The organism is Arthrobacter sp. UYEF20, from assembly GCF_040546335.1.
Taxonomy (GTDB): domain Bacteria; phylum Actinomycetota; class Actinomycetes; order Actinomycetales; family Micrococcaceae; genus Arthrobacter.
In genome coordinates this window covers 215,192-242,172 of record NZ_JBEPNP010000005.1, presented here as the reverse complement: position 1 = coordinate 242,172, position 26,981 = coordinate 215,192, and the positions used below count along the sequence as shown (strand labels likewise).

General features: G+C 67.7%; 25 protein-coding genes. 10 read left to right on the top strand and 15 right to left on the bottom strand.

Annotated features, from left to right (window positions below; all coding sequences use genetic code 11):
• Nucleotides 1-21: 21 nt before the first annotated feature.
• Together ABIB26_RS08395 and ABIB26_RS08390 are read right to left on the bottom strand one after the other, a co-directional pair.
• The gene (locus tag ABIB26_RS08395) at nucleotides 22-1,278 is read right to left on the bottom strand and encodes a thiolase family protein (RefSeq protein ID WP_354241306.1); all 1,257 of its coding nucleotides are present in this window, start codon (nucleotides 1,276-1,278) and stop codon (nucleotides 22-24) included.
• The gene (locus tag ABIB26_RS08390; RefSeq protein WP_354241304.1) at nucleotides 1,250-2,677 is read right to left on the bottom strand and encodes a class I adenylate-forming enzyme family protein; all 1,428 of its coding nucleotides are present in this window, start codon (nucleotides 2,675-2,677) and stop codon (nucleotides 1,250-1,252) included. Before ABIB26_RS08390 ends, ABIB26_RS08395 begins: the two co-directional genes overlap by 29 nt.
• A gap of 58 nt (nucleotides 2,678-2,735) precedes the next feature.
• Between ABIB26_RS08390 and ypfJ the strand changes: the two genes are divergently transcribed.
• Complete coding sequence (gene ypfJ, locus ABIB26_RS08385; protein ID WP_354241302.1) at nucleotides 2,736-3,623, top strand: KPN_02809 family neutral zinc metallopeptidase; 888 nt, start codon at nucleotides 2,736-2,738, stop codon at nucleotides 3,621-3,623.
• 85 nt (nucleotides 3,624-3,708) lie between these two features.
• Here the strand turns inward: ypfJ and ABIB26_RS08380 are convergent, their stop codons facing one another.
• The 9 genes from ABIB26_RS08380 to ABIB26_RS08340 all read right to left on the bottom strand — a co-directional run bounded on the left by ABIB26_RS08380 (nucleotide 3,709) and on the right by ABIB26_RS08340 (nucleotide 11,794).
• Nucleotides 3,709-4,041 carry a metal-sulfur cluster assembly factor gene (locus tag ABIB26_RS08380; RefSeq protein ID WP_354241300.1) on the bottom strand — a complete coding sequence of 111 codons (333 nt, stop codon included), beginning with the start codon at nucleotides 4,039-4,041 and terminating at the stop codon, nucleotides 3,709-3,711.
• 13 nt (nucleotides 4,042-4,054) lie between these two features.
• Entirely contained in the window at nucleotides 4,055-4,852 is a 798-nt protein-coding gene (sufC, locus tag ABIB26_RS08375; protein WP_354241298.1) for a Fe-S cluster assembly ATPase SufC, read from the bottom strand.
• Between the two features lie 89 nt (nucleotides 4,853-4,941).
• Complete coding sequence (locus ABIB26_RS08370) at nucleotides 4,942-5,301, bottom strand: non-heme iron oxygenase ferredoxin subunit (protein ID WP_354241297.1); 360 nt, start codon at nucleotides 5,299-5,301, stop codon at nucleotides 4,942-4,944.
• A gap of 31 nt (nucleotides 5,302-5,332) precedes the next feature.
• Nucleotides 5,333-6,619 carry a Fe-S cluster assembly protein SufD gene (gene sufD / locus ABIB26_RS08365; protein WP_354241295.1) on the bottom strand — a complete coding sequence of 429 codons (1,287 nt, stop codon included), beginning with the start codon at nucleotides 6,617-6,619 and terminating at the stop codon, nucleotides 5,333-5,335.
• Nucleotides 6,619-8,082: a Fe-S cluster assembly protein SufB gene (gene sufB / locus ABIB26_RS08360; protein ID WP_354241294.1), complete on the bottom strand. Its 1,464-nt coding sequence runs from the start codon at nucleotides 8,080-8,082 to the stop codon at nucleotides 6,619-6,621. Before sufB ends, sufD begins: the two co-directional genes overlap by 1 nt.
• Nucleotides 8,082-8,954, bottom strand: a complete 873-nt coding sequence (locus tag ABIB26_RS08355) for a helix-turn-helix transcriptional regulator (protein ID WP_354241292.1) — start codon at nucleotides 8,952-8,954, stop codon at nucleotides 8,082-8,084. The genes sufB and ABIB26_RS08355 overlap by 1 nt, the downstream gene beginning before the upstream one ends.
• A gap of 119 nt (nucleotides 8,955-9,073) precedes the next feature.
• Complete coding sequence (locus ABIB26_RS08350) at nucleotides 9,074-10,234, bottom strand: calcium:cation antiporter (RefSeq protein WP_354241290.1); 1,161 nt, start codon at nucleotides 10,232-10,234, stop codon at nucleotides 9,074-9,076.
• Between the two features lie 69 nt (nucleotides 10,235-10,303).
• Nucleotides 10,304-11,272: a GNAT family N-acetyltransferase gene (locus tag ABIB26_RS08345; RefSeq protein WP_354241288.1), complete on the bottom strand. Its 969-nt coding sequence runs from the start codon at nucleotides 11,270-11,272 to the stop codon at nucleotides 10,304-10,306.
• A gap of 255 nt (nucleotides 11,273-11,527) precedes the next feature.
• Complete coding sequence (locus ABIB26_RS08340; RefSeq protein WP_354241287.1) at nucleotides 11,528-11,794, bottom strand: hypothetical protein; 267 nt, start codon at nucleotides 11,792-11,794, stop codon at nucleotides 11,528-11,530.
• 157 nt (nucleotides 11,795-11,951) lie between these two features.
• Between ABIB26_RS08340 and ABIB26_RS08335 the strand changes: the two genes are divergently transcribed.
• The 3 genes from ABIB26_RS08335 to ABIB26_RS08325 are packed head-to-tail and all read left to right on the top strand — an operon-like array spanning nucleotide 11,952 to nucleotide 14,684.
• Complete coding sequence (locus ABIB26_RS08335; RefSeq protein ID WP_354241285.1) at nucleotides 11,952-12,920, top strand: ABC transporter ATP-binding protein; 969 nt, start codon at nucleotides 11,952-11,954, stop codon at nucleotides 12,918-12,920.
• Nucleotides 12,917-13,732: an ABC transporter permease gene (locus ABIB26_RS08330; protein WP_354241283.1), complete on the top strand. Its 816-nt coding sequence runs from the start codon at nucleotides 12,917-12,919 to the stop codon at nucleotides 13,730-13,732. The genes ABIB26_RS08335 and ABIB26_RS08330 overlap by 4 nt, the downstream gene beginning before the upstream one ends.
• Before the next feature lie 7 nt (nucleotides 13,733-13,739).
• Entirely contained in the window at nucleotides 13,740-14,684 is a 945-nt protein-coding gene (locus ABIB26_RS08325) for a COX15/CtaA family protein (RefSeq protein WP_354241281.1), read from the top strand.
• Nucleotides 14,685-14,812: 128 nt separating this feature from the next.
• On the opposite strand, the gene ABIB26_RS08320 is transcribed toward ABIB26_RS08325, so the two are convergent.
• Nucleotides 14,813-15,772, bottom strand: a complete 960-nt coding sequence (locus ABIB26_RS08320; RefSeq protein WP_354241280.1) for an EAL domain-containing protein — start codon at nucleotides 15,770-15,772, stop codon at nucleotides 14,813-14,815.
• Between the two features lie 618 nt (nucleotides 15,773-16,390).
• Complete coding sequence (locus ABIB26_RS08315) at nucleotides 16,391-17,353, bottom strand: heme o synthase (protein WP_354241278.1); 963 nt, start codon at nucleotides 17,351-17,353, stop codon at nucleotides 16,391-16,393.
• A 557-nt stretch (nucleotides 17,354-17,910) separates the two neighbouring features.
• Between ABIB26_RS08315 and tkt the strand changes: the two genes are divergently transcribed.
• The 6 genes from tkt (at nucleotide 17,911) to pgl (ending at nucleotide 26,209) form a co-directional block, all read left to right on the top strand.
• Nucleotides 17,911-20,028 (top strand): transketolase, encoded by a 2,118-nt coding sequence (gene tkt / locus ABIB26_RS08310; protein ID WP_354241388.1) that lies wholly within the window; start codon nucleotides 17,911-17,913, stop codon nucleotides 20,026-20,028.
• A gap of 68 nt (nucleotides 20,029-20,096) precedes the next feature.
• The gene (gene tal, locus ABIB26_RS08305) at nucleotides 20,097-21,239 is read left to right on the top strand and encodes a transaldolase (RefSeq protein WP_354241276.1); all 1,143 of its coding nucleotides are present in this window, start codon (nucleotides 20,097-20,099) and stop codon (nucleotides 21,237-21,239) included.
• 6 nt (nucleotides 21,240-21,245) lie between these two features.
• Complete coding sequence (locus ABIB26_RS08300) at nucleotides 21,246-22,889, top strand: phosphoglucose isomerase-related protein (RefSeq protein WP_354241275.1); 1,644 nt, start codon at nucleotides 21,246-21,248, stop codon at nucleotides 22,887-22,889.
• 14 nt (nucleotides 22,890-22,903) lie between these two features.
• Nucleotides 22,904-24,463: a glucose-6-phosphate dehydrogenase gene (gene zwf / locus ABIB26_RS08295; protein WP_354241273.1), complete on the top strand. Its 1,560-nt coding sequence runs from the start codon at nucleotides 22,904-22,906 to the stop codon at nucleotides 24,461-24,463.
• On the top strand, nucleotides 24,460-25,401 hold the full coding sequence (locus ABIB26_RS08290; RefSeq protein ID WP_354241271.1) for a glucose-6-phosphate dehydrogenase assembly protein OpcA: 942 nt from the start codon (nucleotides 24,460-24,462) through the stop codon (nucleotides 25,399-25,401). The genes zwf and ABIB26_RS08290 overlap by 4 nt, the downstream gene beginning before the upstream one ends.
• Nucleotides 25,391-26,209, top strand: coding sequence for a 6-phosphogluconolactonase (gene pgl, locus ABIB26_RS08285; protein ID WP_354241269.1), 819 nt, complete (start codon nucleotides 25,391-25,393; stop codon nucleotides 26,207-26,209). The genes ABIB26_RS08290 and pgl overlap by 11 nt, the downstream gene beginning before the upstream one ends.
• On the opposite strand, the gene ABIB26_RS08280 is transcribed toward pgl, so the two are convergent.
• Entirely contained in the window at nucleotides 26,162-26,557 is a 396-nt protein-coding gene (locus tag ABIB26_RS08280; RefSeq protein ID WP_354241267.1) for an RNA polymerase-binding protein RbpA, read from the bottom strand. The genes pgl and ABIB26_RS08280 overlap by 48 nt on opposite strands.
• Nucleotides 26,558-26,674: 117 nt before the next feature.
• Nucleotides 26,675-26,932: a preprotein translocase subunit SecG gene (secG, locus tag ABIB26_RS08275; protein ID WP_120950437.1), complete on the bottom strand. Its 258-nt coding sequence runs from the start codon at nucleotides 26,930-26,932 to the stop codon at nucleotides 26,675-26,677.
• Nucleotides 26,933-26,981: the final 49 nt, after the last annotated feature.

Sequence of the window (26,981 nt, the reverse complement as noted above, 5' to 3'; positions counted from 1 at the left end):
AATGGGCATGTCCCCCTGAGACTAGGACAAGCTGCGGTATTCCAGCAGCGCCGCCGTGCCCATTCCCCCGGCGATGCTGATCAGTGCCAGCGCCAGCTGCCCCTCCAGCGGGGTGCGGCGCGCCTGGCCGAGCAGCCGCGTGACGAGCACCGCGCCGGAGGCCCCGTAGGCGTGGCCCAAGGCCAGGGCACCGCCGTCGAGGTTGGCACGTTCCGGGTCGATACCGAGCTGCTCGAGGCAGGCAATGGCCTGCGCCGCGAACGCCTCATTGAATTCAATCAGCCCAATCGCGCCCGCCCTCAGGCCGTGGGCCGCGAGCAGCCGTTTCCCCGCTGCGGCCGCGCCGATCCCCAGCAGCTGCGGGTCCACGCCCGCCGTGTCCGTGCCCAGCACCAGCAGCCCGTTGCGGGCACCGAGTTCGCGGGCACGCTCCAGCGATGTGATCACGACGGCGGCCGCACCGTCCGCATCAAAGCAGGAGTTCCCGGCGGTGACGGTACCGCCCGCCACGAACGCCGGCGGGAACCGGGCCACCACCGCTGCGGTCAACCCGCGGCGGGGGCCGTCGTCGGCGGCGACTGCCAGGGGGCCGCCGGGGTCCGGGCCTCCCGGGAGCGGGACGATTTCGGCGTCGAACGCGCCGGCAACGGCGGCGGCCAGGGCGCGCCGGTGGCTGCGCAGCGCCGCGGAGTCCTGCCGTGCCCGGCTGATCCCGAACCGGGCAGCCACGTTTTCGGCAGCCACCCCCATGTCCGGATCGCCGTAGCGGCTCGGCGCAAACTGCGCCCGCGAGAAGAATTCCGGGCCGCCGTCGCTGTTCCGGTTGGCGCGGAGCGGTGCCGTGCTGATGCTTTCCACCCCGCCGGCCAGGTACACGCCGCCACCGCCGGCGGCCACGAGACGGGAGGCGAGGGCGATCGCGTCGAGTCCGGACCCGCACTGCCGGTCCACCGTGAGGCCGGGGACGCTGACCGGCAGGCCGGCTTCGAGGGCCGCGAGCCTGGCCACGTTCCCGCCGCCGCCCACGGCATTGCCGATCACAACATCCGTCACCGACTCCGCGGCCACGCCGGCGTCGGTGAGCAGGCTGCGCAGCACGGGGGCCAGCAGCTCATGGGCGCGCAGTGTCTTCAGGGCGCCATTGGCGCGGCAGATCGGCGTCCGGCGGGCGGCAATGATGACGGGCTGCCGGTCCGCGGGGAGCGGCGGCACGGCCGGCACGGCCGGCACGACGGACCTGACCGGCGGCTCAGCCAAGGCGGCGGGCCCTGGGGTCATGTCCGGTGATCCAGTCGAGCAGGAGCTGCCGGCTGAGCTTGCCCCGGTCCGTCAGCGGGAGCTCGGTCAGCGCGAAGTACTCCAACGGACGCTTGTCTCGGGCCAGCACGTCTTCCACCCCGGCCTTTAACTGCATCGCTGTCACGCCGCCGTGGGACGGCACCACCGCGGCCACCACACGCTGTCCGCGGAGATCATCGGCGAGGCCGGCCGCCACCGCCGAGGCGACACCGGGCACGGAGGCGAGGGCCAGCTCCACCTCGTGCGGGTACACGTTGGTGCCGGCGGTGATGATCATGTCCGAGCGGCGGCCCAGCAGGTGCAGCGTCCCGCCGGACAGGTAGCCCTGGTCCCCCACGGTGTACCAGCCGTCGAAGCACTGCAGCGCCTGGCCGTCGTCTCCCCAGAGGTAGCCGTCGCTGACCATGCCGCTGCGGACGCAGACGTTGCCGTCGCTGCCGTCCGGAACCGGGGAACCGGAGCCGTCGAGGATGCGGAGCTCGACGCCGGGGAACGGCCTGCCGATCCCGGTCCCGCCCAGCCGCGGCTGCTGCCCGGGCTGCAGGCCGGCACCGGCGACGAAGCTGAGTTCCGAGGCGCCGTAGTACTCAAAAATGGTGGCATTGGGCGCCCAGCGGCGTGCCGCGTCCAGAGTGCGGGCGTCCAGTTTGGAGCCGGCACAGATGATGCTGCGGATCCCGGAGGCGTCCACGCCGCCCGCAAGGCCCCGCTCGCTGAGCAGCCGCAGCATGGTGGGGATAAGGACCAGCCGGGTAATGCCGTCGTGGCTGACCGCGGCGTGGACGTCGCCCACGTCAAACTTCGGCAGGGTGTGGAACTCCGACCCCGCGTACAGGCATTCGGCCAGGGCGTAGAGGTTCAGGCTCGCGGCGAGCGGCCCGGGCGCCAGGGTCCGGTCCTCCGGGGTCAGGCCGAAGAACTCGATCGAGGCGTCGAAGGACACCTGCCAGGACCGACGGGTGCGGGTGAAGGCCTTGGGGACAGACGTGGTGCCGGAGGTCAGACCGATCAGGAACGGCGCGTCGGGCGGGCCGTCGGTCAGCTCGTCAGTGAGCGCGTCAGTGCGCCCGTGCCCGGTGACCGGAGCCGCCCGCCGGAACGTTTCCGCTATCCGCTCTGTGATGCTGTCCTGCAGCTGCTGCGGCCAGGTCGGGTCCAGCACGGCGCACTGCCGCTCCCCCGCGACGCCGGCCGCGAACGCGGCGGCGAAGTGCAGGGAGTTCTCCTCGGACAGCACGCTCACGGCGGGAGCTGCCGGCACCCGGCGCGCGGCGGCATCCCGCAGCTCTTCCCAGCCCAGGCGCTGCCCCTCGACCACGACGGCGGTGCTGTCGGGGCGCTCGCCGGCCCAGCGCTGGAGTCTGTCGAGGAAAGGCATCGGATCAACTTTACCGAGCGCAGGCGCCCCCGCTACCGGTAAACGATATTGTGACAGCATGAGTTTCAATGACAACGTCCCGCTGGACCCCTCGCAGGTGCAGGACCGCCGCGGCATGGGCCGCGGCGCCAAGGTCGGGGGCGGGATCGGCGGCGGCATCGTCCTGCTGATCGCGGCCCTGTTCGGCATCAACCCGGCGCTGCTGGAAGGCCTGACCGGAACCACCCAGGACTCCGGGGCGCAGGGGCAGGGCACCGAGCTGGCCTGCGCCAGCGGCGCCGACGCCGACGCCCGCCTCGATTGCCGCATCCTTGGCACGGTCAACAGCCTCAACGCCTTCTGGCCGGCCTATCTGGCCCAGTACAACAAGCAGTACCCCCAGCCGAAGACAGTCATCTTCACGGGCGGCACCGGCACCGGCTGCGGCGCCGCCACCTCGGAGGTGGGCCCGTTCTACTGCCCCGCCGACACCACTGCCTACTTTGACCCGGGCTTCTTCCAGGAGCTCGTGGACCGCTTCGGGTCCTCCGGCGGGCCCCTGGCACAGGAGTATGTGGTGGCCCACGAGTTCGGCCACCACGTCCAGAATCTGCTCGGCAACCTGGACCGCGCCCAGCAGGATCCCCAGGGTCCGGAATCCGGTGCCGTCCGCGTCGAGCTGCAGGCCGACTGTTACGCCGGGCTGTGGGCGCACTACGCCACCACGCAGCCGGATCCCAAGACCGGGCAGCCGTACCTGGACCCGCTGAAGGAAAAGGACCTCAAGGACGCCCTCTCCGCAGCGTCGGCCGTCGGCGATGACCGGATCCAGAAGGCCGCCACCGGCCGGGTCTCGCCGGAGGCCTGGACCCACGGCTCCAGCGCGCAACGGCAGAAGTGGTTCTACCAGGGCTACAGCACGGGCGACATCAACCGGTGCGACACCTTCGGCGTCGCCACACCGTAGCGCACTCAACCGGTTAACGACGACGGCGGGCCCGCCTCTGGGAGGTGGGCCCGCCGTTCGTTTCGCGCGGGGAGGCGGTGGGGACCTAGATGTTGAAGCCGAGGGCCCGCATCTGGTCACGGCCGTCCTCGGTGATCCGTTCCGGACCCCATGGCGGCATCCACACCCAGTTGAGGCGCCATTCGTCGACGACCCCGTCCAAGGCCTTGCCGACCTGCTCCTCGATCACATCGGTGAGCGGGCAGGCGGCCGTGGTGAGCGTCATGTCGATCAGCAGGGCGCCGTCGTCGTCCGAGTACTTCAGTCCGTAGAGCAGGCCCAGATCCACGATGTTGACCCCGAGTTCCGGGTCGATCACATCCATGAGTGCCTCTTCGACATCCTCGAGGCTCGTGCGGGCCACATTGAGTTCGGTCATGACGGACTCCTAACTACGCCTGGGCTGCCGCGGTGGCGGCAGCGATGGTGGCCGCCCCTGCGCCGGTGGCGTAGCGGTCGTAGCCTTCTTCTTCGAGGCGGTCGGCCAGCTCCGGGCCGCCCTCTTCCACAACCTGGCCATCAACGAACACGTGCACGAATTCCGGCTTGATGTAGCGCAGGATCCGGGTGTAGTGCGTGATGAGCAGGGTGCCCATGTTGCCTTCGGCGTGGGCGCGGTTGACGCCCTCGGAGACAACCTTCAGCGCGTCGACGTCGAGGCCGGAGTCGGTCTCGTCGAGGATGGCGAACTTCGGCTTGAAGAGCTCCAGCTGAAGGATCTCGACGCGCTTCTTCTCGCCGCCGGAGAAGCCTTCGTTGACATTGCGCTGGGTGAAGTCGGCGTCGATGCGCAGCTGCGCCATGGCAGCCTTGACGTCCTTCGTCCAGGTACGCAGCTTCGGGGCTTCGCCGTCGATGGCCGTCTTGGCGGTGCGCAGGAAGTTCGTCATGCTCACGCCGGGAACCTCGACCGGGTACTGCATGGCCAGGAACAGGCCGGCGCGGGCGCGGGCGTCAACGGTCATCGCGAGGACGTCCTCGCCGTCGAGCGTGATCGAGCCGGACGTGACGTTGTAGCGCGGGTGGCCGGCGATGGTGGACGCCAGCGTGGACTTGCCGGAGCCGTTGGGGCCCATGATGGCGTGCGTCTCGCCGGTCCTGATGGTCAGGCTGACGCCCTTCAGGATTTCCTTTGTGCCCTGCTCGGTGTCAATGCTGACGTGCAGGTCCTTGATCTCAAGAGTAGACATGTGCCTTGTTCTCCTCTGCACCGTGCCCTGACGGCACTGTGCGGTTTCTGGTCGATAAGTTTTCTGGTGCGGTTGCCGGCTGCAGGCAGCTAGCTGAAGGTCGGAGCCTCGGCACCGTTCAGGACGTTGGTGAAGTCCACATAGACCTCGTCATCCAGGACGGTGACGGCAAAGACGGGAACAGGATCATAGGCCGGCAGCTGGAGCGGCTCGCCGCTGCGCAGGTCGAACTGGGAACCGTGGCCCCAGCACTCGATCTTGCAGCCTTCAACCTCTCCTTCGGAGAGGGAGATGTCCGCGTGCGAGCAGGTGTCGCCGATCGCGTGGATCTCCCCCATCGAGTCCTTCACGATCGCTACGGGGTAGTCGTCGATCAGGATCCGCAGCGCCTGCTTAACCTGGATCTCGCTGGCGGTGCAGACCAGCTCGCCCTTTGGCTGTTCAGTCATTGATGGTTTCCGTGTTCTCTAGTGCTGCGCACTAGTTGTCCGTTGCCGCGAGTTCGCGCTCGACGGCGGCTGTGAGGCGCTCTTCGATGGCCGGAACCTTGATCTGCTGGATGATCTCGTTCAGGAAGCCGCGGACCACCAGGCGGCGGGCCACTTTCTCCGGGATGCCGCGGGCCATCAGGTAGAACAGGTGCTGGTCGTCGAAACGTCCGGTGGCGCTGGCGTGGCCGGCGCCGGCGATCAGGCCGGTCTCGATCTCTAGGTTCGGCACGGAATCCGCGCGGGCGCCGTCGGTCAGGACCAGGTTGCGGTTGGCCTCGTAGGTGTCGGTGCCTTCTGCTTCCTTGCGGATCAGGACGTCACCCACCCACACGGTGTGCGCATTGCGGCCCTGCAGGGCGCCCTTGTACAGGACGTTGGACTTGCAGTTGGCGACGGCGTGGTCCACGAACAGGCGCTGCTCGAGGTGCTGGCCGGCGTCGGCGAAGTACAGGCCGAACAGTTCCACTTCGGCGCCCGGGGCGGTGAAGCGGGCCGACGGCGTGACCCGCACCAGGTCGCCGCCGAGGCTGACCACGATGTGCTTGAACCTGGCGTCGCGGCCGAGCTTCACCTGCTGCGAGGAGGCGTGCACGGCGTCGTCGTTCCATTCCTGGATCGAGATGACGGTCAGCTGCGCGCCGTCCCCAACCACGATCTCGACGTTTTCCGACACGACGGCGGTGCCCTGGTGGTCCAGGACCACGACGGACCTGGAGAACTTTTCCGCGACGATAACGACGTGCTGCGCGGAAGCCTCGGTGCCCTGGCCGGTCAGCAGGACGGTGACCTCGCCGTCGGCCTGGACCTCGGCCGGGACGGTGATGACGGTGGCCTCGGAGAAGTTCTCCCAGGCGTTCGCGGAGACGCGGTCCTCGGGGATGGCGGCGGAGCCGATCCGGCGGTCGTCACGGCCGACGGTCTCCACCGTGACGCTGTCCGGGGCGGTGACGCTCACGGACGGCGCGGCGCCGTTGAGGACCTCGGTGTGCAGGCCGCGGAGGCGCTTGAGCGGGGTGAACCGCCAGTCCTCCTCCATGCCGGTCAGCGGCTTGAAGTCCGCCAGCTTGTAGGAGGTCAGGCGGCCGGCGCGTGAGCTGTCCGGGATGCCGACGCCGCCGCCGTGCGAGTGGCGCTTGACGGCGTCGCCCGCCAGCGGTGACTTCGACTCCGCGGCGTTCAGCGGTGAAAGGCTTTCGCCTTCCTCGGTGAAGCCGTTGATGAACGGCTGGGATGAGGGCGCGCCGATGCGGGCCTTTTCAGTAGTGATGTCAGTCATTAACCGACCGATCCTTCCATCTGCAGTTCAATCAGTCGGTTCAGCTCAAGGGCGTATTCCATCGGGAGCTCGCGGGCAATCGGTTCGATGAAGCCGCGGACGATCATCGCCATGGCCTCGTCTTCGCGCATGCCGCGGGACATCAGGTAGAACAGCTGCTCTTCGCTGACCCGCGAGACCGTGGCCTCGTGGCCCATGGTCACGTCGTCCTCGCGGATGTCGATGTACGGGTACGTGTCCGAGCGGCTGATGGTGTCCACCAGGAGCGCGTCGCAGCGGACCGTGTTGGCCGAGTGCTTGGCGCCTTCGCGGACCTGGACCAGGCCGCGGTACGCTGCACGGCCGCCGCCGCGGGCCACGGACTTGGACACGATCGAGCTCTTGGTGTTGGGCGCGATGTGGACCATCTTGGAACCGGTGTCCTGGTGCTGGCCTTCACCGGCGAACGCGATGGAGAGGGTCTCGCCCTTGGCGCCCTCGCCGACGAGGTAGACGGCCGGGTACTTCATGGTGACCTTGGAGCCGATGTTGCCATCGATCCACTCCATGGTGGCGTTCTCTTCGCAGATGGCGCGCTTGGTGACCAGGTTGTACACGTTGGTGGACCAGTTCTGGATGGTCGTGTAGCGGACGCGGGCGCCCTTCTTCACGATGATTTCCACGACGGCGGAGTGCAGCGAGTCCGAGGTGTAGATCGGCGCGGTGCAGCCCTCGATGTAGTGGACGTAGGAGTCCTCGTCCGCGATGATCAGCGTGCGTTCGAACTGGCCCATGTTTTCCGTGTTGATGCGGAAGTAGGCCTGCAAGGGGATGTCCACGTGGACGCCCTTGGGCACGTACACGAACGAACCGCCGGACCAGACGGACGTGTTCAGCGACGCGAACTTGTTGTCCCCCACCGGGATGATGGTGCCGAAGTACTCCTTGAAGATCTCAGGGTGCTCGCGCAGCGCAGTATCCGTGTCCAGGAAGATGACACCCTGCTGTTCCAGGTCCTCGCGGATCTGGTGGTAGACAACCTCGGACTCGTACTGGGCCGCGACGCCGGAGACGAGGCGGCTGCGCTCGGCTTCCGGGATGCCCAGCTTCTCGTAGGTGTTGCGGATGTCCTCGGGCAGGTCTTCCCAGGTATTGGCCTGCTTCTCGGTGGACCGCACGAAGTACTTGATGTTGTCGAAGTCGATGCCGGAGAGGTCTGCACCCCAGGTGGGCATGGGCTTGCGGTCGAAGTACTTCAGGCCCTTGAGGCGCAGGTCCAGCATCCATTCCGGCTCGTTCTTCTTGGCCGAAATGTCGCGGACGACGTCCTCGTTGATGCCGCGGCGCGCGTTGGCCCCGACATCGTTCTTGTCGGACCAGCCGTACTCATAGGTGCCGATTCCGTGGAGCTCGGGATTCTTTTCCAGAATCTCCGAGATCACAGTCGATTCAGCAACCTTCTTCTCTGATAGTTGGTCCGTCATCACGGCCTTTCTTGCAGATGGTTGGATACTTCGTCCAGGTTGCCCGGGGTGGTCGCGGGGCTGTGAAGCCCCCTGGCCGCCGGACGGCCTGTGGGTATGTGGGTGGTGCAGACGTGGCCGCCGCGCGCCAGCGTGGAGAGCCGGCGGACGTCGACGCCGACCAGCCGGGAGAACACTTCGGTCTCCACATCGCAGAACACGGGGAACTGGGCGGCCAGCTGCTGGATGGGGCAGTGACCCTGGCACAGCTGGACGCTGGAGAGCGCCGCCGGCAGGGGCGTCTTGGCTTCAAGGGAGGCCGCGGACGCGACGAAGCCGTCGCGGCTCAGGGCCTCGGACAGCGCCTGCGCGCGGGCTGTGATGTCCGGTCCGGCGGCGTCGATCTCGGGTGCGTAGCGGCTTTCCATGTCGCCGAAGCGTTCGACGGCGAACTGCCGCACGGCTTCGGGGCCGGCCATCTCGCCGAGGCGCTGCAGCGCCAGGGTGGCGATGTCGAGGTAGTCGTTGCCGAGCGTGGACTGGCCTTGGGAACTGAGGACATAGCGGCGTGCGGGGCGTCCCGCTCCGGCGCCGGCACGGGCAACCCGTTTGACCTCGATCACGCCGTGGCGTGCGAGGTGGTCCAGGTGGCGGCGCACCGCGGCGGGGGTGAAGCCGAGCAGGTCGCCGAGTTCGGCGGCGCTGATGGGTCCGTGTTCCAGTACCGCGTTCAGCACGCGGTCCCGGGTCCGCTCATCGGCGTCGGCCACCGGGAAGGCGGTCGCTGCCTGGGCTGCCACGGATGCCACTGCCTCGGACGCAACGGCTGACGCCGCGCGCGAGGGACCGCGCCCGGCAAGGGCAGCAGAAGAGGAGGGGCTCATGGAATACACAACACAATCATGTCGTAATTTAGTCCCGCGATCCAGTAAGGCATGGCTATCCTCCGGTGGCGGGTGCGTCCATGTCGGTGGGCCTGTCTCAGCATTGTCGCTTTGACAGACCGCGAGGCTCAGGAGAATACGGCGATGCCGTAGATCGCGAAGACCACGAGATGGGCTGCGCCGTGCATCGCCGTCACCTTCTTGGAGGCAAGCGTTGTCACCGACAGCATCAATGTGACGCCGAGGAGCAAGAGGTTGGCCGGGGACTCGCCCAGCACGACGGCCTGACCGGTGAGGGCGCCGATGATGAGGACGGCGGGAATTGTCAGGCCGACCGTGGAGACCAGGGCGCCATGACATAGATTGCTGACACGCTGAATCTCACCCTGCAGCGCTGCCCGCACTGACGTGATCGACTCGGGCAAGAAAACAATCATGGCGATCAGAATGCCGGAAAACGCCACCGGCGCCCCGACGCGCCCGAGCCCGTCGTCCAGGAGCGTGGCCATGTGGTGCGAGAGCAGCACAATGGGCAGGACCGTCACGACAAGCAGCGCAATCCGCAGCAATACCTCGGAACGGTGCTCGGCGATGACCTGGGTGACGCTCCGGCGGCCCTGCTCGGAGGCGACGCTGCCACGGATGCCCGGACCAGCGGCGAAGCGTGGATCGACTTCACGGAAATCATCGGCTTGCCTGCCCATCTGCCGGAAGAGGAAGAAGGCATACAGGGCGAGGGTCAGCACGATGATGGGGATCTCCTGCCCCGGCGTGTAGGAGCCATCCCGCCCGATCAGGGCCGGTAGGGCAAAGGCCAGCGCGGCGAGAACGACGAGCAGGGCGAGATAGGAGGAGGTGCCGGTGCGGTTGTGGCCCAGATTGCCGTGCTTGATCGCTCCGACGAGAACAGAGAGCCCGATCACCGCATTGAGAATGACCATCGATACGGCCATCACCGAGTCCCGGGCGATCGTGGTGTGCTCGCCGGGCCCCAGCATGACGGCGGAAATGAGCACCACCTCGATCAGCACGATCGAGAGTGTGAGGACCAGGGAGCCGTGGGGATCACCCAGTCGGTGGGCGAGATGTTCAGCCTCGTGGACCACCCCGAAGGCGCAGACCAGAACGACCCCGACGATGACCACGAGTGCAGTAACCAGCAGCCATGCAGGGACGGGAGGCTCAAGCAGGGGCCCGGCAAACACCAAGCTGACGACGGCGCCCCAGCCGACCACGAGGCGCACAATTGCGACGGGAGTGAAGATGGATCGCGTACTGGTGGAGATCACAGGCGAAGTCCTGTTCCACGAGGCCGTCCCCGTGTCGACCGAACGAACGGGCCGTCCCGTCCGCAGATGTCAGCGCCAGTCGTCGATCACGTACGCGTCGGGGTGGCTGTAGCCGGGCTCGTTGGGCCGGTGCATGGTCACGCCCTGCAACCCGGTACGGAAACCGCGGGCGACCATGCGCTGATAGGCATCCGGGCGGCCCAGGTTCATCCCGGCCTCGAGCTGACCCAATCCGCGCTCGGCGGCCAGTTGCTCGCAGGCGTCGAGTAGTCGCTCGAATCTGTCACCGGCCTGCCGGCCGGGGCGTACGGCGCCGAACTTGACGAAGCACACATCCGCGCCGGCCTCCGATCCCGGTCCGCAGTGACACACGGCCAGCCCGTCGAGCCCCGACTCCCCCGGCAGCAGCACGGTGTCGCCGAGTCCCTGCGCGTGCACGGCCACGATCTCGCGTTCCAGGTCCAGACCCTCATACACGGCGTCGGTCAGGGCGCGACAGGCACTGAGGTAGTCGGGCCGATCGGCGGCCGACAGCCCGGCATACGTGACCCGGGCGGGCACCGCGCCACGGGCCGCGACCTGCTTACGCATGACGGCGGTCAGGAATCGTGGCCAGAAGCCGTACCGGCGGTAGAGCTCGAGGTGTTTAGGACTGTGCGAGAAGGTGAACAGGCCGAGGTGGCTGCTCCCCCAGGTCTCGAAGCAGCCCATGATCGGCTCCATCAGGCTTTTGCCGACGCCGTGGTCCCACAGGTCCGGACGCACGGTCAACGGTCCGAAGAACCCGACGCTGCCCCAGTTGGCGGCGAAGTTCGATCCGGCGAGCTCGCCGTCGACCGTCGCGGCGAAGGCGGCGTGCGGATCGGCCGCGAAGCGAGTTCGGACATAGTCGGCGGTCCCGAACGGATCGGGGACCCCGAGGAACGTCCCGAACGCCACCCTGACGATCTCGTCAGCGCGGTCGAGGTCCGCCTCGCGCAGCGGGCGGACCGACACCGGGCCCCCGACACTCTTTCGCCCGGCTTCCTGTGCGGTCATGATTCTCTGCCTCCACAACTTCTTCTTGCAGCCAACCAGCAGATGCAACCCCATCGCGAAGCGAATCACACACCCCGCGGTAGAGTCCCGTGGGGTGGTGTAAATCGTTGTGGGCGTTGCTTTGTGGTGGTGTGCATTATGGCGTGAGTTGGGCGGTTTCGTCCAGTACCTGGGGTGCATTTTTAACCGAAAAGCCGCCGCCAGCAGGCACAATAGGCCCGCATAGAGCGGTGCAGACGACTTCTGACATTCGGTTCAGGCGACTTCTGAAACTGACAGTCGGCGAACATTCACACCGGAGCCGCTCGATGGCGCCATCCTTTTTATGATGGCGACGGCAGCATCTACTGTGCGCATCTTAGTCAGGGGCTGCTCCTTGAAAGTTTGTTTTTGGGTGTGCTGAAGGAAGGCCGGCGAACCGTCGCGGGGCACTTTGAGGGAGCCGCCGTCGTAAATCACGACGGCCGGCGTGTTCGTGTCGAAGTGCCCCTTGAAGGGGGCAAACGGTACGTTCAACGCCATGACCGGACTCCTGGTCGGATAAGCCCGCGTATCCACCAAAGACCAAGACCTCACCGCACAGAAAAACGGCCTTGATCACTCTTGGAGTGAAGCTGGAGAAGACATTCACAGACCAGGGCACCCGGCCGCGCCGTACTACATCGCGTAGAATGCTCTGGTGCGATCTCCCGAATCCCCCGTCCTGTCCATCAGCGGGCTAGTCAAGGATGTTGGTCCGCTGCCCACCCTTGACGGCAAGATGCTGCGGGTGGTCAGCGGCCTCTCCCTCGTCGCGGAACGAGGTCAGGTCACGGCCCTGCTGGGCGCCAACGGGGCCGGCAAGACCACCACCATCGAATGCGCCCAGGGACTCCAGAAGCGTACCGCGGGAAGCATCAGCCTGCTAGGCCAGGACCCGGACACGGCCGGGGCCGGACTGCGTGCGCGGGTCGGCGTGATGCTCCAGGACGGCGGGCTGCCGCCGTCGGCCCGGCCCATCCCCCTGCTCAAGCACATCGCCGGCATGTACCAGGACCCGTGGCCCGTCGAGGAGCTCATTGCACGCCTTGGAATCGACGGCTTCAGCCGGACTTCGGTGCGGCGGCTTTCCGGCGGACAGAAGCAACGACTCGCCCTCGCCGCAGCCCTCGTCGGGAATCCCGAGGTGCTCTTCCTGGATGAGCCGAGCGCCGGCCTGGACCCGCAGTCCCGGCAGCTGGTCTTTGAGCTCATCTCCGAACTGCGCAACCGCGGGATGGGGATCATCCTGACCACGCACCTCATGGGCGATGCCCAGCGCCTCGCCGACTATGTCTACATCATCGATGCGGGCAGCAACGTCGCCGAGGGAACCATCGCCCAGCTACTGCAGCACAAGCTTCCGGCCGGCGCCGGGGAGCAGCACATCCGCACCCTGCTGTTCGAGACGGAACCCGGGCTGGATTTCACCGGCGTGCTGCCCGACGGCGTCGACGTCACCGAAGCGCGGGCCGGCAGCTACGCCGCCACCGGCTCCCTCACCCCCGCCGATCTGGCCGCGATCACCGCGTGGTGGGCCGCGCGCGGGATCATGCCCAGCTCCCTCAGCCTTGAAGCACGCAGCCTCGAGGATGTCTTCCTGGACATCTCCGGAAGGGAGATCCGATGACCCGCGTTTCCGGCGGTGCGCCGCTTGGCAGTTCACCCCTCGGCAGTTCGGCTCGCGGCGGCGCGACTAGCAGTGCGCCCGCTCCGTTGTTGCGGCGGATCGTGCTGCAGGGCAGGTACGAAACGATCACCATGCTCCGGAACGGCGAGCAGCTGATCCTCGCGATTGTGCTGCCGCTGCTGGCGATGGTGGGCCTGACCGTCACCCCGCTGCTTGACGGGCTCGGTTCGAGCCGGATCAACGTCGCCGTCCCGGGCATCCTGGCGCTGTGCGCCATGTCCACCGCCTTCACCGGCCAGGGCATCTCCACCGGATTCGACCGCCGCTACGGAGTCCTGCGCTTTCTCTCCACGACTCCGCTGGGCCGCACCGGGCTGATCGCCGGCAAGGTCCTCGCCGTCCTGGCCGTGCTGCTCCTGCAGGTGCTCGTCGTAACGGCCGTGGCCTTGATACTGGGCTGGCAGCCCGAGCCGGCGGGCTGGCTGCCCGGCCTGGCCCTGCTGGTCCTCGGGGCAGCGTCCTTCACGGCACTGGGCCTCCTCGTCGCCGGAACGGTCAGGCCGGAGGCGACCCTTGCCATCACCAACCTGCTGTGGATCCTGCTCGGGGCGCTGGGCGGGATTGTTATCCCGGCCGAACGGCTCCCCGCGCTGGCGCAGGCCGTGGTGCATGTCCTTCCCTCGGGTGCGCTGGGCCAGGCGCTGAGGGACGCTTTCCTGCACGGCAGCATCAATGCCGGTGCCGTGCTTGTCCTGCTGCTCTGGACGGCAATTGCCGGCGGCGCAGCCACCCGTTGGTTCAAGTGGAATTGAGAAAACTGTGAGTACGGCGTCACGCCCACCCCGGATCGTCTCCGGGATCACCGCCCGGCTGCCCGTCACCGTCGACAAGACGGTCAAGCGGCTGGCCGTGTTGTCCTTGATCGGCCAGACCGTGCTGGTGGTGACCGGCGGCGCTGTCCGGCTGACCGCCTCGGGACTTGGCTGCCCCACCTGGCCGCGCTGCACGGACGCCTCGCTGGTGAACACCCCGGAAATGGGGATTCACGGCATCATCGAGTTCGGCAACCGGCTCCTGACGTTCGCGCTGGCCGCCGTCGCAGTGATGATGCTGGTCTACCTGTGGAACCTCCGCAAGGAGCGCCGAGACCTCTTCCTGCTGGCCCTGGCCCTGCTCGCCAGCATCCCGGCGCAGGCCGTGATCGGCGGCATCACGGTGCTGACCCAGCTGAACCCGTGGGTGGTGGGCCTGCACTTCCTCGTCTCCATGGCCCTCGTGGTCCTCGCGACGCTGCTGGTGAACCGCGCCTACGGCCGCACGGGCAAGGCCCGGGCTGCCGGGCTCACCGCGCTCCCGGGCGCCGCACGCCCGGTGATGACCGCCGTCGCGCTCATCTCGGCCGTGGCGGTCTGCCTGGGCGTGGTGGTGACCGGGGCGGGCCCGCACGCGGGCGACGCCGATGCCCCGCGCAATGGCCTCGACTGGGACCTGTTCTCGCACATCCACGCCGTGCCGGCCTACCTGGTGACCGCCGGCGCACTCTTCGGGCTGTTCCTGGTGCTCCGCGGCCGGATCACCGGGCCGTTCCGCACCGCCGTGCTCCTGCTCCTGGGCGTCACCGTGCTGCAGGCCATCATCGGCTTCACCCAGTACTACAACGGCATCCCGGCGCTGCTCGTCGGCGCGCACATGCTGGGGGCCGCGCTGCTGATGAGCGCGGCCACCAACGCCGCCGACCTGGCCCGCTACAGCCCGGTGAAGTAGGCATCCGCGGCAGGCGCGCAGCGGCCTGCCTTGTCGCTGCATAGGACCCCGGTCCCGGCGGGCCGGGTTCCGCCGTCGAAACAGTGCCGTGGGCTTTGTCCTGCCCGGCGGCAGACCGTCGTTCGTTTTCATGACCGCGCGGACGCGTCAGGATCCGTCAACGACTCGAAAGCGTGCGCGGGGATGCTCCAGCTGTCCCAGTCCTGAGGCCGGGTGGATGGCCGGCCCAGGAAGTAACCCTGCCCGGCTGTTAATCCGAGCCCGGTGACGGCTGCGAGTTCAGCACTGGTTTCGATTCCTTCCGCGGTAACCGACGCACCGATCTGCCCGGCGATGCCGGTCATGGCCTCGCTGAAGGCGTGGCGCAGCGGGTCGGTGTCGATTCCCTCGATGAGGTTCCGGTCCAGCTTGATGATGTCTGGTTCGAGCTGCCTGACGTGGCGGATCGAGGCAAAGTACGAGCCCACATGGTCAATCGCCAGGCGGACTCCCCGCCGTCGTAGGGGTTCCAGCGCTGCAGCAAGGGCAGCGGGCTCCTCGTCGGTCAGCGCCTCGGTGAGCTGAAGTACCGTCCGGCCGGGGGACAGCCCCGATTCCTGAAGAAATTGCGGCAGGAGCGGGTCCAGGCAGATGGCCGGGGAGAGTTTCAGCGCCACGTACAGGTGGGCAGGCAGGTGCTGCGCGGCAGTAAGGGCGGACTCCAGCGCCGCGAATTCAAGTTCGCTACCGAGCTGTGCGTTGGCGGCCTCGGTAAACCAGTAATCGGCGCTGTCGCTCCCGTCGCTGACGAACCGTGTGAACGCTTCGACACCGACGACCGCGGCGGTAGAGAGATCGAATATCGGCTGGAAAGCCGTCAACAGCGTCCGGTGTGCCAGGACCGCCTGAATGCGCGAAGCACTCTCGGTTGTCGCCGTGGCCGTCGTTTCGACGGCGTCTATCCCCTCTGACGGGACGGGCGGGTGCTGCACTTGATGCACGCCACCCGTGTAATCGGCCAGGGATCCGAGGGAGACCAGATGCTCCGCGAGTGCTATTTCCGGGCGTCCTGGGTTGGAGGCAAGGTGTATGCGAAGTTGATCCCGCATGGGGGCGTTCTCTGGTGAAGTCTGTGACAGCACCGCATCGACGATATCCGCGGCCTGTCGGCGTATCCCCGAAGCCTCATCCTCAGGCTTCCCCCTTAGCGCGGGTGCCACTGGGCGTTGGCTGTCGCTGCAGGATGGAAAGGACGACGGCTCCGTCGACATTGGCATTCCTTTGTTCCATGTTCCGGCTAGTCCGGAACCGGCCTGCACACGTCCGGCGTCTCCGGCGCTGGAACGAGGAAGTCCGTGACAGCACTGTACAAGGGGATCAACCGGTCTGTCACGCTAATTGTTCAGCCCGGCAATGTTCCTTACATGCAGAAGAAGGACTTGACATATATGGTTATGCGCTCAGATGCTCATCCGGGCGTGTTCGCCTAGGCTCGGGACCTCAACCCGACCGGGCCGTCGCTCTCCTCGTGGCCGTCGTTCCACGAAATCCTGCGGTAAGTGCCTGCGACGCCTATGGTCCGATTCGCTGGATCCATGCCAGCAGCCTACGGACCCTCCCGGCGCCCGCCTCGTCCGTTCCCCATCCACACGACGGACGCTCCCTCACATCAGGTGAGGGAGCGTCCGGCTAAACCGTGCGAAAGGTGAGGGAGCGTCGTGGGGGGGCTAGCCGCCGACGATGGCGGAACCGACGAACGGGTCCACGGCCAGGGCGATGAAGAGCAGGGTCAGGTAGCTGATCGAGCCGTGGAAGACCTTCATGGCGCCCTTGTTGGAAACGTCCCCGCCCTGTGCCCGCTTGTACAGCGCGTGCGATTCGTACAGGAACCAGGCACCCGCGACGACGGCGGTGACGGTGTAGACCCAGCCGGCGCCACCGGCCGGAACCATCAGCAGCGAGCACGCGACCATGGCCCACGCGTACAGGACAACCTGCACCGAGACCACCTTGGCGCCGGCGATGGCACCGAGCATCGGCACCTTGGCGTTGCGGTAGTCCTCGCCGTAGCGCAGGGACAGCGGCCAGTAGTGCGGCGGGGTCCAGAGGAAGATCACCATGAAGAGGACGACGGCGGGCCACTCCACCGTGTTGGTCACGGCGGCCCAGGCAATCAGCACCGGGAAACAGCCCGCAGCCCCGCCCCAGACGATGTTCTGCGCGGTGCGGCGCTTGAGGATCATCGTGTAGATGACCACATAGAAGATGATGGCGCCAAGGCCGAGCCACGCAGCGAGGGGGTTGGCTCCGAACCAGAGAATGCCAATCGCCGCCGCGCCCAGGAGCCAGGAGAAGACGAGGGCCTCGCGCGGCGTCACTTCGCCCGTGACCAGCGGCCGGTTCTCGGTGCGGTGCATGAGCTTGTCAATGTCGCGGTCGATGTAACAGTTGAAGGCACCGGCGCTGCCTGCCGCGAAGGCGCCGCCCACGAGCGTTGCCAGGATCAGACCGATTGACGGGAACCCGCGTTGCGCGTAGATCATGGTCGGCAGCGTGCTCACGAGCAGGAGCTCGATGACGCGGGGCTTTGTGAGCGCCAAGTATGCCTTGGCTTTGCGGGAGAAGCCGATCCTTCCGGGGATCGTGGAGGCGTTCAGCGGCGTATCGGTTGTGCTCACGGTGGCAGTCACTCTGTTCTGTCTGGCTGTTCAGTCGGGCTGGTTTTCGCAGGGCGTCTTGAAGCAGTGCGTCTTGAAGCAGTGCGCCTTGGATCCGGCGCGTTGCTGGAGGGGGTCCACGCACCGCGTACGGGTGTGTCCTCGCCCCCGTTGGTAGCCACGCACCATCATACCGTGACCCCGCCGACGTCGGGGTCCCGGGTTGCCGTCGTGAAGTTGCCGTGCTGAGGCCGCCGGAACACCGCCGTGATTCGAACAGGTTAATGCGGGCTCACCGCCGCGGCGCCGGGCGGTGATTCATATAAGCGACAAATCCGGTCCAATTGGTGAGATATACGCCACCCGACGGGTGGAATAGGGCTAAGCTATCTGCAGATCAGCGCGCACGGGCGATAGCCGCGAGAGACGTAACAGTTTCACGTGCAGTTGCCGGCGCGACTGAATGATTGATCAACGTTTCGATGGTGAACGGCTGGTACGTACCGCAGCGGGCACCGAACTGTGCCCGGACGGGACTGACCATTCCACCCGCCGTCAGCACAGAGAGGGGCCCGGTTTTCGTGCCACATTTGGAAGAGCAAGAACTGTCTTGGACCAGTTTGGACCAGCGTGCGGTGGACACTGTCCGCGTTCTCGCTGCGGACGCCGTGGAGAAGGTCGGTAACGGCCACCCGGGGACCGCGATGAGTCTGGCTCCGGCCGCGTACCTGCTGTTCCAGAAGCTGATGCGGCACGACCCGAAGAACCCGGACTGGCTGGGACGGGACCGGTTCGTCCTCTCCCCCGGCCACACCTCCCTGACCCTGTACATCCAACTGTTCCTCGCCGGCTACGGCCTGGAGCTGAAGGACCTGCAGGCGCTGCGGACCTGGGGCTCGCTGACCCCGGGCCACCCGGAATACAAGCACACGGCCGGCGTCGAGATCACCACCGGCCCGCTGGGCCAGGGCCTCGCGTCCGCGGTCGGTTTCGCGTACTCCCAGCGCCGAATGCGCGGCCTGTTCGACGCCGACGCCGCCGCGGGCGCCAGCCCGTTCGACCACACGATCTGGGTGATCGCCTCCGACGGCGACCTGCAGGAAGGCGTCACCTCCGAGGCCTCCTCGCTCGCCGGGCACCAGGAACTCGGCAGCCTCGTGGTGATCTACGACGAGAACCACATCTCCATCGAGGACGACACGGATGTGGCGTTCACCGAGGACGTCCTCAAGCGCTACGAGGCCTACGGCTGGCACGTCCAGCGGGTCGACTGGACCCGGACCGGCGAATACGTCGAGGACGTGGCCGAACTGCACGCCGCGCTGCTCGCCGCGAAGGCCGAGACGAACAAGCCCTCCATCATCTCGCTGCGGACCATCATCGGCTACCCGTCCCCCAAGAAGCAGAACACCGGAAAGATCCACGGTTCCGCCCTGGGCGCCGAGGAAGTCGCCGGCCTGAAAAAGGTCCTCGGCTTCGATCCGGAGCGTTCCTTCCAGGTCGACGACGACGTCCTCGCCCACACCCGTGACGCCGCCGGCCGCGGCGCGGCGGCCCGCAACGACTGGCAGGACGCGTTCGAGGCGTGGCAGGCGTCCAACCCCGAGGGCGCCGCGCTGCTGGAGCGCATCGAGGCCCGCAAGCTTCCGGCCGAGCTCGACGCGGCCCTCCCGGTCTTCGAAGCCGGCAAGGACGTCTCCACCCGCGCCGCGTCCGGCAAGGTCCTGAACGCGATCGGCCCGGTCATGCCGGAACTGTGGGGCGGCTCCGCGGACCTCGCGGAGTCGAACAACACCACGATCGAAGGCTCGCCCTCGTTCATCCCCTCCTCCCGGCAGACCGAGGCGTGGAAGGGCAACCCCTACGGCCGGGTCCTGCACTTCGGCATCCGCGAACACGCCGCCGCGTCGATCGTGAACGGCATTTCCCTGCACGGGAACACCCGGGCGTTCTCCGGCACCTTCCTGATCTTCAGCGACTACCAGCGCCCGGCGATCCGGCTCGGCGCCCTGATGGGCGTCCCGTCGCTGTACGTCTGGACCCACGACTCGATCGGCCTGGGCGAAGACGGCCCCACCCACCAGCCGGTGGAGCAGCTCGCCAGCCTCCGGGCCGTCCCGGGCCTGGACGTCGTCCGCCCGGGAGACGCGAACGAGGTCGCAGCGGCCTGGAAGATCATGCTGGAAAACCACGGGAACCCCGCCGGGATCGTGCTGACCCGGCAGAACATCCCCACCTACGCCCGCGGCACCGGCGACGCGGAGGCCGACACCTTCGGCTCCACCGCCGGCGTCGCCAAGGGCGGCTACGTGCTGGCCGAAGGCTCCGCCGACGGCGCCACCGCCGCGCCGAAGGTCATCCTGATCGGCACCGGCTCCGAGGTCCAGCTCGCCGTCAAGGCCCGCGAAGCCCTCCAGGCCGAAGGCATCCCCACCCGCGTCGTGTCCATGCCCTGCGTGGAATGGTTCAACCAGCAGGACCCCGCGTACCGTGAAGCGGTCCTGCCCGCCGCAGTCAAGGCACGCGTCTCGGTCGAAGCCGGACTCGCGCTGGGCTGGAAGGAATTCGTCGGCGACGCCGGCCGTTCCATCTCCCTCGAGCGCTTCGGCGCCTCCGCCGACTACAAGCGCCTCTTCCAGGAATTCGGCATCACCGCCGAAGCCGTCACCGCGGCCGCCAGGGAATCCCTGGCCGGCCTCACCGCCTGATCCACACCTTGTTTCCCGGGCCGCCGCCCCAACTGACGGCGGCGGCCCCAGACTTTCAGGAGTTAAACATGACCACCAGCCCCAGCTCCACCCCCACCTCTTCCCCTACTCAAAAGCTGTCCGACGCCGGCGTCTCGATCTGGCTCGACGACCTCTCCCGCGGCCGCCTCACCACCGGCTCGCTGCGCAAGCTGATCGAAGAGCGGAACGTGGTCGGGGTCACCACGAACCCGAGCATCTTCCACGCGGCCATCTCCACCGGCCACGACTACGACGCCAAGATCAAGGAAATGGCAGCCGCCAACGCCAGCGTCGAGGAGACCGTCTTCGCGATCACCACCACCGACGTCGCCGACGCCTGTGACCTCTTCGCCCCCGTGGCCGCCGCCACCAAGGGCGTCGACGGCCGCGTCTCGATCGAGGTGGACCCCCGGCTCGCCTGGGACACCGCCGCAACCATCGCCGAAGCCAAGCACCTCTACGGCCAGGTCAACAAGGACAACGTCTACATCAAGATCCCCGCCACGCTCGAAGGCCTCGAAGCCATCACGGCAACCCTCGCGGCCGGCATCAGCGTGAACGTGACCCTGATCTTCTCCCTCGAGCGGTACCGCGCCGTCATCAACGCCTTCCAGGGCGGCCTCGAGCAGGCCAAGGAGAACGGCCACGACCTCTCCAGGATCCACTCCGTGGCATCCTTCTTCGTCTCCCGCATGGACACCGAAATCGACAAGCGGCTCGACGCGATCGGCACCGACGAAGCCCGCGCCCTGAAGGGCAAGGCCGGCGTGGCCAACGCCCGCCTGGCGTACCAGACCTACGAGGAACTGTTCTCCACCGAACGCTGGGCGCTCCTGGCCGATGCCGGCGCGCTCCCCCAGCGCCCGCTGTGGGCCTCCACCGGCGTGAAGGATCCGGCCTACCCGGACACCCTGTACGTCACGGAGCTCGTCGCTCCCGGCGTCGTGAACACCATGCCGGAGAAAACGCTCAACGCCACCTTCGACCACGGCACCGTCACGGGGAACACCATCACCCGCGGCTACGACGACGCCAACGCCACGCTCAACGCGATTGACGCCCTGGGCATCTCCTACAACGAGGTTGTCGCGGTGCTCGAGTCCGAAGGCCTCGACAAGTTCGTGGCCAGCTGGAAGGAACTGCTGGGCGACGTCGAGGCGGCCCTCGCCGCTGCACGGAAAGACGCATAGTCCACCGTGACGACTCTCAGCTACGACGCCACGGGCGCTGCCCGTCAGGCCCGCGAACAGCACCTCCCGGCCCTGCTGGAAGACAAGATCGCCACCCGGATCTTCGCCAAGGACGCCACCCTGTGGGGTCCCGACGCCGAGGCCGAGGCTTCCGTCCGGCTCGGCTGGGTTGAGGCGGCCACCGTCTCGCAGCCGCTCGTCGCGGACATCCTTGCGCTTCGTGACGCGCTCCGCGCCGAGGGCGTCAGCCGGATCGTGCTGTGCGGCATGGGCGGTTCCTCGCTGGCCCCCGAGGTCATCGCCGGGACCGCCGGCGTCGAGCTGACCGTGCTGGACAGCACCGATCCCGAACAGGTTTCGGCCGCCCTGGCGGACCGTTTGCGCGAAACCGCGATCGTGGTGTCCTCGAAGTCCGGCTCCACCCTGGAAACAGACTCGCAGCGCCGGATTTTCGAACACGCCTTCACCGAGGCCGGCGTCGACGCCAAGAGCCGGATCATCATCGTCACCGATCCCGGATCGCCGCTGGACAAATCCGCCCGCGAGGCCGGCTACCGTGCCGTCTTCAACGCGGATCCGAACGTCGGCGGCCGCTACTCGGCCCTCACCGCGTTCGGGCTGGTGCCCTGCGGCCTGGCCGGAGTGGACATCCAGACCTTCCTGGACGAGGCCGAGGAAGCCGCGGAAGTCCTGAACGATGACTCGGAGGAGAACATCGGCCTCGCCCTGGCCGCGGCGCTGGGCGGCACCAACCCGCTGCGCAACAAGATCGTGATCGCCGAGGACGGCTCCGGGATGGCGGGCTTCGCCGACTGGGCCGAACAGCTCATCGCCGAATCAACCGGCAAGCTCGGCACCGGCGTGCTGCCGGTCGTGGCGGGACCGAAGTCACCCGAGGCCACCCTCGGTGCCCCGGACGTCCTCGTGATCCGCCTTGTTGGGGTGGATGCCGACGTCGAACTCGGCTCAAACGAGGTGGCCATCGCGGGCGGGCTCCCGACCCAGATGATGGCCTGGGAATTCGCCACCGCGGTGGCCGGCCGCCTGCTCGGCATCAACCCCTTTGACCAGCCCGACGTCGAAACTGCGAAGGTGGCCGCCCGCGGCCTCCTGGATGCCCAGCCGGAACCGACGCCGGCCAACTTCACCGACGGTGCCATCGAGGTCCGCGGCGGGGAATGGCTTGGCGGTGCCGGCACGGCAGCCGACGCGGTCAGCGCGCTGCTCGGCGAGCTTGGCCCGGACGGCTACCTGAGCGTCCAGGCCTACTTCGACCGGCTCGCCTACGCGCCCCTCGAGGGTGTCCGGGACCAGCTGGCGGCGCTCAGCGGCCGGCCCGTCACGTTCGGCTGGGGCCCGCGGTTCCTGCACTCCACCGGCCAGTTCCACAAGGGCGGACCCGCCATTGGTGTGTTCCTCCAGGTGACGGCGGCGTCCGCCACCGACCTGGCCATCCCGGACCGTCCCTTCACCTTCGGCGAGCTGATCTCCGCCCAGGCCGCCGGGGACGCCCAGGTCCTGTCCGAACACGGCCGGCCCGTCCTCCGGCTGCACCTCACGGACCGCGCCGCGGGCGTCCGGCAGCTGCAGGACCTGGTCTCGGCCCTGGCCGGCCAGGGCCGAGACCAGGCCCCCTCCACCAAGAGCTAAGGCACCACGCAACCATGCCAGAAACAATGACCTACGGCCCGAAGGCCACGGGCCGGCGCAACCCGCTCCGGGACCCGCGGGACCGCCGCCTGAACCGTATTGCCGGACCGTCGTCGCTGGTCCTCTTCGGGGTCACGGGGGACCTCGCCCGCAAGAAGCTCATGCCGGCCGTGTACGACCTGGCCAACCGCGGGCTGCTCCCGCCGAGCTTCGCCCTCGTCGGCTTCGCCCGGCGCCAGTGGGACAACGAGGACTTCGCCGCGGAGGTCAAGGCCGCGGTCAAGGCCTACGCCCGCACGCCGTTCGACGAAGTCGTGTGGAAGCAGCTGTCCCAGGGCATCCGCTTCGTTCAGGGCGAATTCGACGACGACGAGGCGTTCGAGCGGCTTTCCGCCACGATCAAGGAACTGGACGAACACCGCGGCACGCGGGGAAACCATGCGTTCTACCTGTCCATCCCTCCCAAGGCGTTCGAACTGGTCTGCCGGCAGCTCTCCAAGCACGGCCTGGCCCAGGCCGGGGAGGACCAGTGGCGGCGGGTGGTGATCGAGAAGCCCTTCGGGCACGACCTCGAATCGGCCCGGCAGCTGAACGACATCGTCGAGTCGGTCTTCCCGCAGGACGCGGTCTTCCGGATCGACCATTACCTGGGCAAGGAGACGGTGCAGAACATCCTGGCGCTGCGCTTCGCCAACCAGCTCTTCGAGCCGCTGTGGAATGCCAACTATGTGGACCACGTCCAGATCACCATGGCCGAGGACATCGGCACCGGCGGCCGCGCAGGCTACTACGACGGCGTCGGCGCGGCCCGCGACGTCATCCAGAACCACCTGCTGCAGCTGCTGGCGCTGACCGCGATGGAGGAGCCGATCTCCTTCAACGCCGACGACCTCCGCGCGGAGAAGGAAAAGGTCCTGGCCGCCGTCCGGCTGCCGGAAGACCTCTCCACCCACTCGGCCCGGGGGCAGTTCACGGGCGGCTGGCAGGGCGGCGAAAAGGTCGTCGGCTACCTGGACGAGGACGGCATCCCGGCCGACTCCAAGACCGAGACCTTCGCCGCGATCCGGGTGGACATCAACACCCGCCGCTGGTCCGGTGTGCCGTTCTACCTGCGGGCCGGCAAGCGGCTGGGCCGCCGGGTGACCGAGATCGCCGTCGTGCTCAAGCGCGCGCCCAACCTGCTCTTCACGGACCACGGCGAGGACGACTTCGGCCAGAACGCCGTCGTCATCCGGGTCCAGCCCGACGAGGGCGCCACGATCCGTTTCGGGTCCAAGGTGCCCGGCACCCAGATGGAGGTCCGCGACGTCACGATGGACTTCGGCTACGGCCACTCCTTCACCGAATCCAGCCCGGAGGCCTACGAGCGGCTCATCCTCGATGTGCTGCTCGGCGAACCGCCGCTGTTCCCCCGGCACGCCGAGGTGGAACTGTCCTGGAAGATCCTGGATCCCTTTGAGGATTACTGGGCGAGCCTGGACGAACAACCCGAGCCCTACGCGCCCGGAAGCTGGGGCCCCGCCTCCGCCGGCGAGCTGCTAGCCCGCGACGGACGCACCTGGAGAAGGCCATGATCGTAAATCTTCCCGACACCACAACCTCGAAGATCTCCAAGGAGATCATGGCGCTGCGCGAGCAGGGCGGCGTGATCGCCCTGGGCCGGGTGCTGACCCTCGTGGTGGTCACCAAGTCCGGGCTCGAAGATGAGGCCATCGAGGCGGCCAACGAGGCCAGCCGTGAGCACCCCTGCCGGATCATCGTGCTCGCGGACGCCGGGGCCTCCGCCCCGACGCGGCTTGATGCGCAGATCCGGGTCGGCGGGGACGCGGGCGCCTCCGAGGTGATCCTGCTCCGCGGCTACGGCGAACTCGCCGAGGAAAGCGAGTCGCTCGTGGCGGCCCTGCTGCTGCCGGACGCGCCGATTGTGGCCTGGTGGCCGCACGGTGCCCCGAAGAACGCCTGCGAGACGTCCATCGGGCGGATCGCGCACCGCCGGATCACGGACTCGGCCAACGAGGCCGATCCGCAGCGTGCCCTGGACAACATCCGCAGGACCTACAAGGCCGGCGACACGGACCTTGCCTGGACCCGCCTCACCAACTGGCGGATCCAGCTGGCCGCGGTGCTGGACCAGGTGGACGGTTCCCCCGTGACGGCCGTCGCCGTCGAAGGTGCCTCGGACTCCCCCAGCACCATCCTGCTCGCGGCGTGGCTCACCCTCGCGCTGGACGCACCGGTCACGATCGTGGCGGATCCTGCAGGCACCGGCATCCGGCGGGTCCGGCTGACCAGGACCAGCGGCGATGTCCAGCTGTTCCGACCCGGCCTCACCATCGCCGAACTGACCCAGCCCGGCCAGCCCATGCAGCGGATCTCACTCCCACGACGCAGCCTCAAGGACTGCCTCGCCGAAGAGCTCCGCCGCCTCGATCCGGACGAAGTGTTCGGCGAAGTGATTACCATCGGACTGCCACGTACCAATCTAAGGAGTGTCCGTCCCAGTGAGCGCTGACCCCAGAGTAAGCATCCATCCCGACTCGACCGTCCTGATGGCTGCCATCGCGGCCCGCCTGATCACCAAGCTGGTGGACATCCAGGACAAACACGGCGAGGCGACGGTGGTGCTTACCGGGGGCTCGATGGGGATCGGTTCGCTCAAGGCTGTCGCGGAGTCGCCCGCGGCCCCGGCCGTCGACTGGTCCAAGGTCAATTTCTGGTGGGGTGACGAACGCTTCGTCACCGCCGACGACGCCGAGCGCAACGCGCGCCAGGCGCATGAGGCGCTGCTCTCGCACATTCCGGTGGACCCGGCCCGGGTGCACGTTCCGGGCGCCGCGGGCGACTTCGGCACCCCGGAAGAGGCCGCTGAGGACTACGCCCGCCGGCTGGCCGAGGCGGCGGCGGCGGAACACGCCGCAGACACGTCGGATGAGCGCCCGGAACACGCCCGCATGCTCCCCCGCTTCGACGTGGTCCTGCTCGGCGTGGGGCCTGATGCCCATGTGGCGTCGCTGTTCCCGGAGCAGGCAGGCATCCGTGAGAAAGAGCTCTCGGTGGTGGGGGTGCGCAATTCGCCCAAGCCCCCGCCGGCCAGGATTTCCCTCACCTTGCCTGCGATCAATACGGCCTCGGAGGTGTGGATGGTGGTGGCGGGCGAGGACAAGGCCGGAGCCGTGGGACTGGCACTCGCCGGCGCCAACCCGGTCCAGGTTCCGGCGGCAGGTCCCCGCGGGCGGGACCGGACGCTGTGGCTAATCGACGAAAACGCGGCCTCACGGGTCCCGGAGCAGCTCGTCCGCAAGGGCCTGGCCGGCGCGTAGTCTCTCGAGCGCTCCGGCCAGCACGTCTTCGGCGTCCTGGCTGGAGCGCCGTTCTTTAACGTATTCCAGGTGGCTTTTGTAGCCCTCGGCCGGAGCGTCCTCGAGGGCGAACTGCGCCTCGTCCCGGGTGGCGGTGCCGCCGCAGCGGCGGCAGTCCCAGACCCCGGGGATCTGGTCCTCGGGAAGCTGGGCGAACACCAAACCCGTTTCGTGGCCTTTGGCGCACCGGTAGGCGACGCGGATCCGCGGCTGCCGGGAGCCGACGCCTTCAAGGGGCTCGTGGCGGGGTGGGGCGCCTTCGGTGGCACCCACGCGGATGCCCCTGAATCCGGAAGCAGAATGCAGCATCGGGAACTCCTGGCTACTGGGCGGACGGAATGCGCATGCAATCACCACAGTGTAGTTTGGAGTTCCCGATGCCGGGAGGGCCAGAAGGACCCCTTATCAAGTTTTTGGGAAGGCGGGCTAGGAGTCGGCCCCGGTGCTGAACCGCATCAGCAGCCCGAGGGCGATGATCACGACGCCCCAGGTGACACCCAGGATGATCGTGAAGCGGTTGAGGTTCCGCTCGGCAACGCCGGAGGAGCTGAGTCCCGAGCTCATGCCGCCACCGAACATGTCGGACAGACCGCCGCCACGTCCCTTGTGGAGCAGGATGAGCAAGGTCAGCAGGAGGCTGGTGATGCCCAGAAGAACCTGCAGAATGACATGAAGAACGTCCACGACGGCCTTTCAGAAGAATTGGATTGCGGGGGCCAAGCCTGCGTCCGGA

Coding starts and splice junctions, on each gene's coding strand:
- ABIB26_RS08395 (WP_354241306.1), bottom strand. CDS start 1,278: ATGACCCCAGGGCCCGCCGCCTTGGCTGAGCCGCCGGTCAGGTCCGTC.
- ABIB26_RS08370 (WP_354241297.1), bottom strand. CDS start 5,301: ATGACTGAACAGCCAAAGGGCGAGCTGGTCTGCACCGCCAGCGAGATC.
- tal (WP_354241276.1), top strand. CDS start 20,097: ATGACCACCAGCCCCAGCTCCACCCCCACCTCTTCCCCTACTCAAAAG.
- sufC (WP_354241298.1), bottom strand. CDS start 4,852: ATGTCTACTCTTGAGATCAAGGACCTGCACGTCAGCATTGACACCGAG.
- sufD (WP_354241295.1), bottom strand. CDS start 6,619: ATGACTGACATCACTACTGAAAAGGCCCGCATCGGCGCGCCCTCATCC.
- zwf (WP_354241273.1), top strand. CDS start 22,904: ATGCCAGAAACAATGACCTACGGCCCGAAGGCCACGGGCCGGCGCAAC.
- ABIB26_RS08340 (WP_354241287.1), bottom strand. CDS start 11,794: ATGGCGTTGAACGTACCGTTTGCCCCCTTCAAGGGGCACTTCGACACG.
- ABIB26_RS08320 (WP_354241280.1), bottom strand. CDS start 15,772: ATGCGGGATCAACTTCGCATACACCTTGCCTCCAACCCAGGACGCCCG.
- ABIB26_RS08280 (WP_354241267.1), bottom strand. CDS start 26,557: ATGCTGCATTCTGCTTCCGGATTCAGGGGCATCCGCGTGGGTGCCACC.
- ABIB26_RS08380 (WP_354241300.1), bottom strand. CDS start 4,041: ATGACCGAACTCAATGTGGCCCGCACGAGCCTCGAGGATGTCGAAGAG.
- sufB (WP_354241294.1), bottom strand. CDS start 8,082: ATGACGGACCAACTATCAGAGAAGAAGGTTGCTGAATCGACTGTGATC.
- ABIB26_RS08390 (WP_354241304.1), bottom strand. CDS start 2,677: ATGCCTTTCCTCGACAGACTCCAGCGCTGGGCCGGCGAGCGCCCCGAC.
- ABIB26_RS08345 (WP_354241288.1), bottom strand. CDS start 11,272: ATGACCGCACAGGAAGCCGGGCGAAAGAGTGTCGGGGGCCCGGTGTCG.
- ypfJ (WP_354241302.1), top strand. CDS start 2,736: ATGAGTTTCAATGACAACGTCCCGCTGGACCCCTCGCAGGTGCAGGAC.
- ABIB26_RS08290 (WP_354241271.1), top strand. CDS start 24,460: ATGATCGTAAATCTTCCCGACACCACAACCTCGAAGATCTCCAAGGAG.
- ABIB26_RS08330 (WP_354241283.1), top strand. CDS start 12,917: ATGACCCGCGTTTCCGGCGGTGCGCCGCTTGGCAGTTCACCCCTCGGC.